Origin of the sequence: Halorussus pelagicus, assembly GCF_004087835.1 — an archaeon.
GTDB lineage: Archaea > Halobacteriota > Halobacteria > Halobacteriales > Haladaptataceae > Halorussus > Halorussus pelagicus.
Genome location: NZ_CP035119.1, coordinates 2,179,860 through 2,193,217, shown reverse-complemented (window position 1 = coordinate 2,193,217; position 13,358 = coordinate 2,179,860). Strand labels below are relative to the sequence as shown.

13 protein-coding genes are annotated in these 13,358 nt (G+C 66.3%); 6 read left to right on the top strand and 7 right to left on the bottom strand.

The window, feature by feature from the left end; all coding sequences use genetic code 11:
- Window positions 1-235: 235 nt before the first annotated feature.
- The gene (locus tag EP007_RS10980) at window positions 236-1,027 is read right to left on the bottom strand and encodes a GHMP family kinase ATP-binding protein (RefSeq protein ID WP_128477694.1); all 792 of its coding nucleotides are present in this window, start codon (window positions 1,025-1,027) and stop codon (window positions 236-238) included.
- A gap of 132 nt (window positions 1,028-1,159) precedes the next feature.
- Here EP007_RS10980 and pyrF point away from each other — a divergent pair, with 132 nt between their 5' ends.
- Window positions 1,160-1,963, top strand: a complete 804-nt coding sequence (pyrF, locus tag EP007_RS10975; protein WP_128477693.1) for an orotidine-5'-phosphate decarboxylase — start codon at window positions 1,160-1,162, stop codon at window positions 1,961-1,963.
- 56 nt (window positions 1,964-2,019) lie between these two features.
- Window positions 2,020-2,289 carry a DUF7520 family protein gene (locus tag EP007_RS10970; protein ID WP_128477692.1) on the top strand — a complete coding sequence of 90 codons (270 nt, stop codon included), beginning with the start codon at window positions 2,020-2,022 and terminating at the stop codon, window positions 2,287-2,289.
- 34 nt (window positions 2,290-2,323) lie between these two features.
- On the opposite strand, the gene EP007_RS10965 is transcribed toward EP007_RS10970, so the two are convergent.
- Complete coding sequence (locus EP007_RS10965) at window positions 2,324-3,082, bottom strand: SAM hydrolase/SAM-dependent halogenase family protein (RefSeq protein ID WP_128477691.1); 759 nt, start codon at window positions 3,080-3,082, stop codon at window positions 2,324-2,326.
- Window positions 3,083-3,231: 149 nt separating this feature from the next.
- Window positions 3,232-3,750, bottom strand: coding sequence for a nicotinamide-nucleotide adenylyltransferase (locus EP007_RS10960; RefSeq protein ID WP_128477690.1), 519 nt, complete (start codon window positions 3,748-3,750; stop codon window positions 3,232-3,234).
- Between the two features lie 170 nt (window positions 3,751-3,920).
- On the opposite strand from EP007_RS10960, the gene lonB reads away from it, so the two are divergent.
- From lonB to EP007_RS10940, 4 genes are all read left to right on the top strand, one after another.
- Window positions 3,921-5,933 carry an ATP-dependent protease LonB gene (gene lonB, locus EP007_RS10955; protein ID WP_128477689.1) on the top strand — a complete coding sequence of 671 codons (2,013 nt, stop codon included), beginning with the start codon at window positions 3,921-3,923 and terminating at the stop codon, window positions 5,931-5,933.
- 171 nt (window positions 5,934-6,104) lie between these two features.
- Window positions 6,105-6,296 carry a hypothetical protein gene (locus EP007_RS10950; protein ID WP_128477688.1) on the top strand — a complete coding sequence of 64 codons (192 nt, stop codon included), beginning with the start codon at window positions 6,105-6,107 and terminating at the stop codon, window positions 6,294-6,296.
- Window positions 6,297-6,470: 174 nt separating this feature from the next.
- On the top strand, window positions 6,471-7,298 hold the full coding sequence (locus EP007_RS10945; protein ID WP_128477687.1) for an acyl-CoA synthetase family protein: 828 nt from the start codon (window positions 6,471-6,473) through the stop codon (window positions 7,296-7,298).
- Window positions 7,299-7,367: 69 nt separating this feature from the next.
- Window positions 7,368-7,550, top strand: a complete 183-nt coding sequence (locus tag EP007_RS10940) for a GNAT family N-acetyltransferase (protein WP_128477686.1) — start codon at window positions 7,368-7,370, stop codon at window positions 7,548-7,550.
- A 12-nt stretch (window positions 7,551-7,562) separates the two neighbouring features.
- On the opposite strand, the gene EP007_RS10935 is transcribed toward EP007_RS10940, so the two are convergent.
- The 4 genes from EP007_RS10935 to dnaJ all read right to left on the bottom strand — a co-directional run bounded on the left by EP007_RS10935 (window position 7,563) and on the right by dnaJ (window position 13,004).
- Complete coding sequence (locus EP007_RS10935) at window positions 7,563-9,572, bottom strand: AMP-binding protein (protein ID WP_128477685.1); 2,010 nt, start codon at window positions 9,570-9,572, stop codon at window positions 7,563-7,565.
- A 272-nt stretch (window positions 9,573-9,844) separates the two neighbouring features.
- Window positions 9,845-10,696, bottom strand: a complete 852-nt coding sequence (locus EP007_RS10930) for a hypothetical protein (RefSeq protein WP_128477684.1) — start codon at window positions 10,694-10,696, stop codon at window positions 9,845-9,847.
- A 45-nt stretch (window positions 10,697-10,741) separates the two neighbouring features.
- Window positions 10,742-11,782 (bottom strand): CPBP family intramembrane glutamic endopeptidase, encoded by a 1,041-nt coding sequence (locus EP007_RS10925; protein WP_243700370.1) that lies wholly within the window; start codon window positions 11,780-11,782, stop codon window positions 10,742-10,744.
- Window positions 11,783-11,837: 55 nt separating this feature from the next.
- Window positions 11,838-13,004 carry a molecular chaperone DnaJ gene (gene dnaJ / locus EP007_RS10920; RefSeq protein WP_128477683.1) on the bottom strand — a complete coding sequence of 389 codons (1,167 nt, stop codon included), beginning with the start codon at window positions 13,002-13,004 and terminating at the stop codon, window positions 11,838-11,840.
- Window positions 13,005-13,358: the final 354 nt, after the last annotated feature.

Below are 13,358 nucleotides of genomic sequence, written 5' to 3'. Positions count from 1 at the left end.
TCTGCGAGCGGGGAAGCGGAGAAAGAAATAGTCGCGCGCTCCTGTGCTACCGTGACGCCGCCGCGTTCTGTCCGTGTCATCGTGTGGTCTCCACCCCTGTCGGGGTTCGAAATCACACTCACCGTCGTCTTAATCTCGGTGGCAGAATCGGCGGCGACTCTCGGCGGCGGAACGGTGATCATCGCTCGGCGACGGAACGGTGGTCAGCCTCTGCGACGGACCGGTCGGGTGACGGTCACCGCAGTTGCGCGCCCTCCGAACACACTTCGGTCCGACGGTCCAACACGCCCTCGACGCCCACCGCGAACACCGTCTCGCCGACCATCGCCATGCTGGCGACACCGCCCGCCGACTCCACCTCGGCGACGGTCTCGCGGACCGCCTCGGTCGGTAGGCCGATGGCTCGCGCGAACTGCCACGAGTCGCGGGTTAGACGCGCCAGCGAGAGGTCGTCAGGGAGCGCGTCGATAGTGGCCGACCCCTCGCGGGCGACGCGGGCCATCAAGTCCTCGTCGGCCAGCGCCTCCTCGGTGGCGATAGGACCGAACGAGGCGTACTCGATGGGTGTCTCGCGCTCGTATTTTCGAGGGTCGCCGCCGTCGCCGACGACCAGACCGCCGCGGTTCTGGACGAACACGTCGCCGAGACCGGTCCCTGCCTCGACTTCCGCGCGGTGGGCGAGTTCGACCAGTTGCTCGCGCGAGCGGTCGAGTCCGAACTCGGCGTTCGCGGCGACGACAGCGGCGAGAGTTGCGGCCCCGCTTGCACCGAACCCCCGGCCGATGGGAATCTTGGCGATGAGGTCGGCGCGCGCTGGTACGTCCAGTTTCCGGAGCGCGCGCTCTACGGGGTCGAAGTCGGTTCGCTCGCCATCGACCGTGACGAGGGGGTCGGCGCGCGGGTCGTCGTGGGGCGTCACGTCGGCGACCACGCCGTCGGCGATAGCCACGCTCGCGCCCTTCGACTGGTCTGCGGTCTCGGCGGGCGCGAAGACGGCGGTGACGCTTCCGGGGGCGAACGCTCGCATGTCGGTTAATTGGCCGGAATCCCTTTTGAACCCTCGGGACTCGGCGATTCGGGACGGGACATCGCGCCGTCGAACCGAGGTCACTACACGAATTCGACGCCTTTGTATCCGCACCCGCAGAATCCGGGAGCAATGACCGCGTTCTTCGATAGACTCGCCGACCGCATCGCGGACATCGACAGCATCGTCTCGGTGGGACTCGACCCCGACACCGACCGCTTGCCCGACGAAGTTCGGGACGCCGACCTGCCGCGCTGGGAGTTCAACCGCCGCATCATCGACGCGACCCACGAACACGCCGCCGTGTTCAAGCCCAACGCGGCGTTCTACGAGGACCCCGAGGGCTGGCGGGCCTTGGAGCGGACCGTCGAGTACGCCCGCGAGACGGGCGTTCCGGTCCTGCTCGACGCCAAGCGCGCGGACATCGGCAACACCTCGCGGCAGTACGCGAAGGTTCTGGACTCGGTGGACGCCGTCACGCTCAACCCCTTCCTCGGCCGGGACTCGCTCGCGCCGTTCCTCGACCGCGAGGACGCCGGGTGTTTCCTGCTCTGTCGGACCTCCAACCCCGGCGGCGCGGACGTACAGGAGTTGGAACTCGCCGACGGCGGACTGGTCTACGAGCGCGTCGCCGACCTCGCCAGCGAGTGGAACGACAACGGTAACGTGGGTCTCGTCGTGGGCGCGACGACGCCCGACGAACTCCGAACTGTCCGCGAGCGCGTCCCCGACCTCCCGTTTCTCGTGCCCGGCGTCGGCGCGCAGGGCGGCGACGCCGATGCCGCGGCGACCTACGCGATGGCCACGAACGGCGCGGGACTGGTCAACTCCACGCGGGGAATAATCTTCGCGGGAGAGGACTCCGAGCGGTCGTACGCCGACGCCGCCGAGGAGGCCGCACGGAACCTGAAAGAGCGTCTGAACCGGTATCGTTGAGGGTTTCCCACGGCTGAGACCGATACGCCTAATCGCCGCCGGTTCGAAGGCCGACTGTGAACACCGACTCGACGATTTCGAGCCGACCGATTTTCGCCGCCGTCTCCGTCATCGTCGTCCTCTTGGCGGGCGGTATCGGCGCCGTCGTCGGCGCGTCCGGACAGGAGCGGTCCGTGGCGATGGACCTGCTCGGCGTCGTCTCGTTCCAGATGACGCCCGTCTCGATGGCCGCGTTCGGCATGACCGTGACCGCGAGCGTGCTGGCGCTTCTGTTCGGTCTCGTGACCGTCGCGGCCCGGTACGACGACGCTGGCAAGGGTGTCTGAACGCGGAACCGCTCGCTAAACGACCGAACTCTTTTCACTCGATTTGCACGTTGTCGCCGACCGAGACGCCGAACGCCTCGTCGCCGCGGCCGCGGTTCACCGCCAACTCGACGTTGCCGTGGCTTCCGACCGTGACGAGTCGTTCGCCCGGTTCGAGTTCCGCGTAGGCCCGCGCGACGGGCGCGGACTCGCTGCCGACGGCGACCTCTTCCCGGCCGTCGAGCAGTTCGCCGGGGAGGTTCGTCACGGCGTTGCCGAAGCCGTCCACGACGAGGACTTCGCCGAGCGCCGTCTCGCCGTCGAGTGATGGCTCCGGAAAGCGCAGGTTCTCGTAGTCGCCGACGGCCGCCACGTCCTCGCGCTCGTGGAGGCTCTCGACGCCGACCTCGTGAATCGCGGCGGCGGCGGGCGCGAACACGTCTCGCCCGTGGAATGTCGAACTCTCCGGGTCGGCGTATTCGACTTCAAAAACCTCCACGTCTGCGCCCTCGCGCTCGGCCAACTCGCGGGCCGCGGGAAGCAGGACGCCGTTGTCGGGACCGACGAGCGCGTGGTCGCCCGCCCGCACAGCGAGGGCGGCGCGCTCGGTGCCGACGCCGGGGTCCACGACGACGAGGTGGACCGCGGGCGGGAAGTACGGCAGAACCTCTCGAAGCCAGAACGCCGCGGTCCGCACGTCCTGTCGGGGGAAGTCGTGGCCGACATCCACCAGTCGCACGTCGGTTCGCTGTAGCATCACGCCCTTCATCGCGGCGGGGTAGGGCGTGCCGAAGTCCGAAGCGAGCGTTATCATGGTTGCTCTTCGGCTCCCGCCATCTAAAACGTACCAGTCTGTGAGTCATCGGGAGCGAGTCGGGATTCCGAGTCGAATCAACGTCTCCGTGACTCCTCGGACTCGCCACTAGTTATACGGAGAAACCCTCAGACGCCCCGGACTTCGCCTCACTCTCCGTTGCTGTCCGAATCACTGACTTTTTGAATCCGTTCCAGTCCGCCGGTCTCCTCGACCACTTCCACGACGGCGTCGGGGACCAGTCGCTCCCAGTCGTCGCCCTCGATCATCCGGTCGCGGACCTCCGTCCCCTCCAGCACGTCGCGGTTGTACATCGGCGACTGGCGCACCTCGACGCCCGCCTCCTCGAAGAGTCGGATGACGAGCGGGTTGTTCGAGTACGCCACGTCGAAGTCCGGACTCATGCTTTGGACGTGGCTGACCCACACCGAGTTGCGGTCCAAGTCCTCGATGGGGACCGCGTAGGTCACGAGGTCCGAATCGACCAGCGACTTGGTAATCATCATGATGCGCTCGCCAGCGGTGAAGGGGTCGTGTCGGCTGTGGGAATCGCCCGCGCTCCCGATACCGAGGACTAACTCGTCTACCTCCTCGGCGATACTCTGGACCACGTTGTGGTGGCCGTTGTGGTAGGGTTGGAACCGACCGATGTAGAACCCGCGAGTCATACGTATCGTTCCACGGTGAGGTTTTATAAGGGTGGCGAGTCGCCCCGTTCGAGTGAAACCGGAGTTTCAGCCCGCAATGAGTCGAATTGGGCGCGGCCCCCGCTGGCAAATCAAGGGAGAAAGTATATCAATTCTCCAGCCCTGCCTTTAGACACGTACAGGACAGTTCTATGAGTAAGGATACCGATAACGAGGCTCCGCCGCAGGAGCAAGCGTCCGAGCAGGGGGACTCGGCGTTCGAGGACCTCGGCAGTGACATCGAGCCCGACATCGTTGACGACGACGCTGTCGAGGCCGATCTGCTGGGCGGACTCGACATCGAGACCACCGAAGAGATAGACATTCCCGACCGACTGGTGGATCAGGTAATCGGTCAGGATCACGCCCGCGACGTAGTGCAGAAGGCGGCGAAACAGCGCCGTCACGTGATGATGATCGGCACGCCCGGAACGGGCAAGTCGATGCTGGCCAAGGCGATGAGCGAACTCCTGCCGAAGGAGGACCTTCAAGACGTTCTCGTCTACCACAACCCCGACGACGGTAACGAACCCAAGGTTCGGACCGTTCCGGCAGGGAAAGGCGAGCAGATAATCGACGCCCACAAGGAGGAAGCCCGCAAGCGCAACCAGATGCGGTCGTTCCTGATGTGGGTCATCATCGCCATCGTGGTCGGCTATGCGCTTCTCATCGCTACCCGACCACTGTTGGGCATTCTCGCGGCGGGTGTCATCTACCTCGCGTTCCGCTACGGGTCGCGGGGCAACGACGCGATGATTCCGAACCTGCTGATCAACACCGCCGACCAGAACAGCGCGCCGTTCGAGGACGCCACCGGTGCCCACGCCGGTGCGCTGCTGGGCGACGTTCGTCACGACCCCTTCCAGTCCGGCGGGATGGAGACTCCGAGCCACGACCGCGTGGAACCGGGAGCCATCCACAAGGCCAACAAGGGCGTGCTGTTCGTGGACGAGATCAACACCCTCGACATCCGGTCCCAGCAGAAGCTGATGACCGCGATTCAGGAGGGCGAATTCTCCATTACGGGCCAGTCCGAGCGCTCCTCGGGCGCGATGGTCCAGACCGAACCCGTCCCCTGCGACTTCATCATGATCGCCGCGGGGAACATGGACGCGATGGAGAACATGCACCCGGCGCTCCGCTCGCGCATCAAGGGGTACGGCTACGAGGTGTACATGGACGACACCATCGACGACACCCCGGAGATGCGCCGGAAGTACACCCGGTTCATCGCCCAAGAGGTCGAGAAAGACGGGCGTCTGCCCCACTTCAACGAGGAGGCAATCGAGGAGGTCATCCTCGAAGCGCAGCGTCGGTCGGGCCGCAAGGAACACCTCACGCTCAAGCTTCGTGACCTCGGCGGACTCGTCCGCGTCGCTGGCGACATCGCTCGCGCCGCGAACAAGGACCAGACCGAGCGCGAGGACGTGCTGCAGGCCAAGCGCCGCTCGCGGTCCATCGAACAGCAGGTCGCCGACGACTACATCGAGCGCCGCAAGGACTACGAACTCACCGTCAATCAGGGCAACGTCGTCGGCCGCGTCAACGGACTCGCCGTGATGGGCGAGGACTCCGGCATCGTCCTCCCCGTGATGGCCGAAGTGACGCCCTCGCAGGGACCAGGCGAAGTCATCGCCACGGGCCAACTCAAGGAGATGGCCATGGAGGCGGTCCAGAACGTCTCGGCCATCATCAAGAAGTTCAGCGACGAGGACATCACCGAACGGGACGTTCACATCCAGTTCGTGCAGGCGGGCCAGCAGGGCGTTGACGGCGACTCGGCGTCCATCACGGTCGCCACGGCCGTCATCTCCGCGCTCGAAGACATCCCGGTCGCCCAAGACCTCGCCATGACCGGGTCGCTGTCGGTCCGGGGCGACGTGCTGCCGGTCGGTGGCGTCACCCACAAAATCGAGGCCGCCGCGAAGGCGGGTCTCGACCGCGTCATCATCCCGGCCGCCAACGAGGACGACGTGATGATCGAAGAGGAGTATCAAGACCAGATCGAGATCATCCCGGTCAGCCACATCAGCGAAGTGCTGGAGGTCGCACTCGCTGGCGAGGCCGAAAAGGACGGTCTCGTGGACCGCCTGAAGAACATCACCGGGTCGGCACTCGACCGACAGGTCGGCCGTCAGGGCACCGGCAGTCCGAGTCCGCAATAGCCTCGCGCCCTCGACTCCGACCGTTTCTCCGTATTTTCACTCCGACAGTGCGAGCGACGGCGCTCGTCGGCCGAATCGACGCTCCGTGGGTCGCCAGATAAGCATGAGATTCGCTCCCAATCGCTGGAAGCGATAGACATTTCTTTTAGGCGACGTACCGTAGAACGAACCATGGGACTCAAAAAGAGCCTCCTCAGCGGTATCGTCGCGTTCGTACTCACCACCCTCATCGCCCGCGTTGGCGGCGGAAAGGGAACGAAAATGGGACTGCTGACCGGTAGCGCAGTCGCGCTCGTCACGTTGCTGTCCGGCGAGAGCGACAGCACGGAGATCGAGTTCGAGGACGAAATCCCCGCCGAGTAATCTCTCGGTTCGCGGACGGTCGAGCGACTGCCGCACGGAATCACCCTCTTTTGGTCGAAGCGAGTTCCGAGAATCGTCGGTCGCGCCCGGAGTCGTCCCCGAGATGGAACAAACCGCGAGTGTCGCGGCCGCGAATCGACGCGACTTTTCCGACCGACTCCTAATTCTTCGACTATGGACGTACTGGGCGACCTCGTGACCCGCGAGCGCCGGAGCGACGACGCCGGTTCGGACCGAGTCTCGCAGGACGACGACGAGCGCCAGAGCGCCACCGCTCTCCTCGCGCCGCGCGAGAACCGGCGCTACGACGCTCACCGATTTCGGACGACCGCGCTGAAGACCGGCAACTTCTGGCGGCGGCGAGGCGTTCACGAAGACGCCACCGTCGCGGTCGCCGACGACCCCGAACCGGAGGCGGTTTTCTCCCTGCTCGGGGCGGCCCTGCTCGGTGCGAGGACGCGGTTTGGTCTCCCGGAGACCGCTGACGCGGCCGACTCCGTCGTCAGGTCCGAGACCGACGCGCTCGACGCCCGCGTCGTCGTCGCGCCCCACGACGAAATCGGCGATTACGAGGTCCCGCCGGGAAGCCAGCGCGTGGGCTACGGCGGACCGCCCGACGACCCCGCAATCGCACACTTCGAGCGCGACGTGTGGAGCGAGAACCCCTCGTTCCCCGAGACGCCGATAGACCCCGAGGCGGTCGCGCTCGTCGCGCGCGACGAGCGCGACGGGTCGGGCGTTGACGCCGTCCGCGAGTTCTCGCACGCCGACCTCCTCGCGGGAGCGCGCACGGTGGCCGACGACTGGGGTCTCGAACAGGGCGACGAGGTTGCGGTCCGCGCGCCGCTCGCGGTCCCCGGAACGGTCGTCGCGGGCGTGGTCGCGCCCTTGCTCGCGGGCGCGACGGTGTTGCTTCCGGACGCCGAGGCGACGGGCGACTTCGCAGTCGCACGGGGCGAGGCCCCGGAGCGCGAGGTCGTTCGGCCCGAGAACGTACTTTGAGGTGCCGAGGTCCTCCACCCAGCCACCCAAGAGAAAACGGCTTTACCGCGTCCGCTCGGAGACGAATGTATGCCCGGCGTCACTTTTGCGCGCGGCGAGCGAGTCACGCTCCGCACCGTCGAACGCGACGACGTGCCGTTCCTCCAGCGCGGCCGCAACCACCCCGTGGTCCGCGGACCGCTCGGTCTGCCCGACCCCACGAACGCCCGGCAGGTCGAGGACACCGTCGAGGAGTGGGTCGAAGAGGACTGATTTCGGTCCTCGCTACTCGGCGTCTTCCAACTGCTCCAAGGATTCGGGGTTCTCGATACTACTCATATCGCCCAAATCCTCGCCGGTGTAGGTCGCCTCGATTGCTCGCCGGATGATTTTGCCGGATTGGGTCTTCGGGAACTCGTCCACGAATAGCACCTCGCGGGGGCGGAACGGTTTCCCGAGTTCGTCGCCGACCTGTCCGCGCAACTCCTCGCGCAGGTCGTCGCCGACCTCGAAGCTGTCTTCGAGGATGACGTAGGCGACGACGGCCTGCCCGGTGGTATCGTCGGGCACGCCGACCGCGGCGGCCTGATTGACGGCCTCGTGGTCGATGAGCGCGCCCTCGACCTCCGCGGGACCGACCTTGCGGCCCGCCACGTTGATGGCGTCGTCGGCCCGGCCGTGGAGGAACCAGAAGCCATCGGCGTCCTTCTGGGCCCAGTCGCCGTGGTCCCACATCGGCGGGTCCTCGAACGTGGACCAGTATTCTTCGAGATAGCGCTCGTCGCCCGACCAGAGGCTTTTGGTCATCGAGGGACACGAATCTCTGGCGACGAGGAACCCGCGCTCGTGGGTGTCGGCGATGGACTCGCCCTGCGAGTCCACGATGTCGATGTCCATGCCCAGTCCGGGTCCGCCCAACGTGGTTGGCTTGAGCGACTGAATCGGCATCGGCATGAGGAAACAGCCCATGATTTCGGTGCCGCCGGAGATGTTGATGATGGGCGCGTCCCCGCCGCCGACTTTCTCGTGGAACCACCGCCAGCTCTCGGGGTCCCACGGTTCACCCGTGGACCCGAGTAGGCGGAGCGTCGAGAGGTCGTGTTTCTCGACCTGTTCGTCGCCGTACTTCCGGAGTGCGCGAATCGCGGTCGGCGAGATGCCGAACGTCGAGATGCCGTGGCGGTCGATCATCTCCCAGAAGCGGTCGGGTTCGGGGTGGTCTGGCGCGCCCTCGTACATGAAGACGGTGCCGCCCAAGGCGTGGTTGCCGATGAGCGTCCACGGTCCCATCATCCACCCGATGTCGCTCACCCAGAAGAAACGGTCGCTGGGCTTGTGGTCGAAGCCGAAGTAGATTTCCTTGGCGGCCTGCATCAGCGCGCCAGCGTGCGTGTGGACGATGCCCTTCGGCTTGCCGGTCGTACCCGACGAGTACAGCAGCATCGACTCGTCGTTCGAGTCCATCGACGCGGTGTCGTACTCGTCCGATTGAGTCTCGACGGCTTCCTCCCACGACTCGTCGCGGCTCCGCCACTTCAGGGACTTCTCGTCGCTGGTGATGTAACCCAGTCGCTCGTAGACGATGGTGTGTTCGACGTGGCCCGCTTGGTCGATGGCCTCGTCGGCGGCGTCTTTCAGCAACACCTCGTCACCGCGACGGTAGAAGCCGTCCGCGGTGAACAGCACTTCGCATTCGGGGTCCTCGATGCGGGTCGCGGTCGCGTCCACCCCGAACCCGGAGAAGATGGGCACGACGATGGCCCCGACCTTGAACGCGCCGTAGAGAATCGAGACGACCTCTGGGACCATCGGCATGTAGAGTCCAACCGAGTCGCCCGCCTCGACGCCGCGTTCTTCGAGCGCGTTGGCGACCTTGTTCGACCGGCGAGCGAGTTCGTGGTAAGTAATCTCCCGGACCTCGCCGTCCTCGCCCTCCCAGATGGTGGCGACCTTGTTTCGGGTCTCGCTGTCGGGCCGAGCGTGGCGGTCCACGACGTTGTGGGCGATGTTCAACTCGCCGCCCTCGTACCACTCCGAGAACTGCGGTCCCTCGCTATCGTCGCGGATAGCGTCGTAGTCCTCGTAGAAGTCGATGCCGAGGTACTCGACCAGGTCGTCCCAGAACCACTCGACGCCCGACTCCTCGACGCCCTCGACCTCCGAGGTCGTCCGTTCTATCAATTCGTCGTAGTCCTCGATGCCGTACTCTTGCATGAACTGGTAGACGTTCGTCGATTCCACGAACTCCTCGCTGGGTTCGTGGACGACCTCGTCTACGTCTTCGAGCGTATCCATGGTGTCCTCCTACTCGCAAATGTTGCGCGGACCTGCCAAGTAACTTGCTCAACGACCTTTTCCAGCGGTCGTCGCGCTTGCAAACTGTCGGTGAAAAACCGTCGGCACCGCCTCAGCCGGTCCTCACTTCGTTCGGACCCTCCCTTCGAAGGGTTCCTCGGTCCGCTCGCTCGGTCGCTTGCGCGACGCTTCGCGCCGCGCTATCGCTCTCTCCCTCGCGGAAGGTTTCGGTGTGTCACTCCCGGACTCCACTGCGACCCCGAACGTACGTCTCACTCGTGCCGGGGCAGAAATCGTCCGAGCGCGTCGGCGACCGCCTCGGGGTCCTCGACATCGCTCGCGTCCCGGCGAACGTCCCGCAGTCCCCACGGCGACCACCCGGCGCGCCGGACGACGACCGCGTCGTCGGCCACGTCGTAGCTCTCGAACTCCGACCACGGCCGGAGTTGCTTGTGGGCCGGACTCCCCGCAATTAGCCCCGCCGACGAAATCCGAATCTCGCGCTCGGTCGTCCCGCCGTAGAGTCCGGCCGCCATCGGAACGAGTAGCTGGAACAGCCACCTGAGCGGGTCGAAGTGGAGCAGTATCTCTCCGACGAAGCAGAGGACGCCGCCGACGAACAGCGCGACGACGGTCCACTTGATACGCGTCCGGTCGCGTTTCGGGGCGCGTGCGCTGAACGCGACATCCACCGGAGCGTCCGCGAGGCGGGCCTTCACGTATCGGTTGTGCGACGCCACAATTAGGCCGAGACCCGCGACCAGTCCCGCCAGCGCACCGGCGAAGGCAACGCCTGCGACCGCTCCGGGCGGGGCCTCGCCGCGAACGACTTCCGAGACGAATAGCGCGACGAGATAGCCCAACGGCGGGACCAGTGCGGCCCAGACCGACCGCGTTCCGCCGAGTCGGACCGCCAGCGACTCTCGGCGGCCGAACAACCCGACCACGTACGCGACGAGGACGGTACTCCCGAGCAGGACGAAAAAGAGTGTGCCGGGACTGGGCGTCGCGGCGAGCTCGAACGCGATGGTGACCGCCGGGACCGCGACCGCGGCGGCGTAGAGACCGACGACGAAGCCGAAGAATCCCTCCGTGCCGTCGCCGTACGTCGAGTCCTCAGACATGTCTCTCGACCGGACGTTTCGGGCATCGAAACAAAAGCGTTCCCCTCACGCCCACTCGACGCCCAAGCCCTCGTGGACGACGAACTCCAGCGCGTTGACGAGGTAGTGGGCGACCACCACGACCAGCAGACTACCCGAGAGGACGTAAGCGGCCGCCAGCGCGAACCCGAGCAGGCCCGTCACCGCAACGCCGCCGGGACCCTGCGCGCCGTGGCCGATGGCGAACGCGACGGTCGAGAAGAGAGCCAACAACCACGGCGAGACGCCGAATCCCGCGGCGAACGCGCCGACGAGCGCCGCTCGAAAGAGCAGTTCCTCGAAGCCAGCGATGATCGGCAGGACGACCCCGAGCAGGACTGCCCACCCGCGGAGCGAGTCGGGCGCGAGCGATTCGCGCAGGCCCTCCGAATAGTCGATGCCCGTCGCGTCCAGCACCGTCGCGGAGAGTTCGTTGGCGAGGTAGAGCGCGACGCCGAGGACCGCGCCGATTCCGAGGGCGGGCAGACCGACGCTCCACGGATTGCCCGTCTCGACGCCGAGCGCGACCGGGGGCAGGTCGGCCAGCCACGCCGCACCGAGGATGGCGACGCCGAAGACGCCCTGACTCAGCGCGACGTTCGCCAGCAGGGCACCGGTCGAGAACTCGATTTCGTCGGGATCGCGTTTCGCGTCCTCACCCTCTGCCCGCCCGCGCTCGCGCGCTCGCCGAGCGTCGGCTTCCGCCTCGTTCTCTCCCCACGGTGCATCGTCGTTGCCAGCGGCGTCGCTCGGCCGGTGGTCGAGAGCGTTCGCGTCGTCCGCGTCCTTCCCTCGGTCTCCCTCGTCGCTCCACGGGTCGCCGCCCTCGTCGAGAATTTCGCTGGCGCGGCGCTCGGCCCGCGACCGGCCGGTGTCGCGGTGGCGTTCGATTCGGGCCGCGCCGGTCGCCGGAACCCCGGAGTGAGAGTCCCCACCCCCGTCTCCCGGCGGCGCGTCGTCCTCGTCGCCGTCGAACATCGCCTGCGAGGCCCGCGCGAGGACGATGAGCAGTCCGAGAACGAGCATCGTCACCGCGGCGAATGACGGGTACTGCGGCGCTGGCGACATCGCTATCGAGTAGGGACCCCGCCGTCAAAAACCTCGGTCCCTCGGTGGCGGTCGCTCAGAACGAGTTTTTGATTTTCTCGAAGAAGCCTTCCTCGACGCTGACCTCCTCGCCACCCGCCTCCGCGAACTGCTGGAGCGCCTCCTTCTGCTCGTCGTTCAGGTTGTCGGGGGTGACGACCTGCACCTGCACGTAGAGGTCGCCCTGCCCGCGCCGTCGGAGGCGGGGCATCCCCTTGCCCTGCAGGCGGAACGTCTCGCCGCTCTGGGTGCCCGCGGGCACGTCCATCTCGACGGTGCCGTCGAGGGTCGGAATCTCGACGGTGTCGCCGAACGTCGCCTGCGGGAACGAGATGGGTTCCTGCCGCCGGAGGTCGTCGCCGTCGCGCTCGAAGTCGGGGTGGTCCTCGACTTCGATCTCGATGAGCAGGTCGCCGTTCGGGCCGCCGTTGGGTCCGGGCGCGCCCTCGCCCTCCATCTGGAGGCTCTGGCCCGACTGGATGCCCGCCGGGACTTCGACCGACAGCGTGGCTTCCTTGCGGACCGTGCCGTCGCCGCCACAGGTCGAACACGTCTCGGCGTAGATTTCGCCCTCGCCGCCGCAGTGGCGACAGGTCTGGGTCTGCTGGACGCGCCCGAGCGGGGTCTGTTGGACCTGCGTGACCTGCCCCCGACCGTTGCACTCCTGACAGGTGTTCGAGTCGGTGCCCGGCGGGTGACCCTCGCCGTCGCAGTCGCCACAGCGCTCGGGCCGCCGGACGCTGACCTGCTTCTGGACGCCCTCGTAGGCGTCTTGGAGGTCGATGGTCAGGCGCGTCCGGAGGTCTTGGCCCTTCTGCGGGCGGTTGGACCGGCCGCCGCCACTGCCCCCGCCGAAGAACTGCTCGAAGATGTCGCCCATACCGCCTTGGCCGCCCATGCCGCCGCCGAACGGACCGCCGCCGCCCATACCCCCGCGGCCAGCGCCGCCCGCCCCGCCGTCGAAGCCGCCGCGCTTCTCGGCCTGCTCGAACCGTTCGTGGCCCATCTGGTCGTAGGCTTGGCGCTTCTCCTCGTCGGTCAGCACTTCCTTGGCCTTCTGGAGCTTTTTGAACTTCTCCTCGGCGTTCGGGTCGTCGCTCACGTCGGGGTGGTAGTCGGTCGCCTTGTCGCGGTAGGCAGATTTTATCTCGTCCTCGTCGGCGTCCCTACTCACGCCGAGTATGTCGTAGAAGTCCTCGCTCATTCGTTGTGCCTTCGTAATCGGTTCTGCCACTTGAAGGGACCGGGTTCCTACGAACTCGACGCGAAGCGAGCGAATCGCGCGAACGTCGCGTTTCCGCGTCGAACCTCACGCACGACTACTCGGCCGGGGTCGTCTACATTTCTGGTTAAGTAAAATTTATTATTATCCATTAATAACGTATTGTTGAGTGGTAGACAATGAATGTCAAACGACTCGCTATCACGCTCGTACTCGCACTGTGTCTTGTCACTGCCGGTAGTGGCGGCGTTTCCGCCACTGACGTCGGTACCGACGACTGCATGCCCGCGCAGGGAACGTCGGTCACTACGCAGTCCGACGTTGGAACTCAAGGCT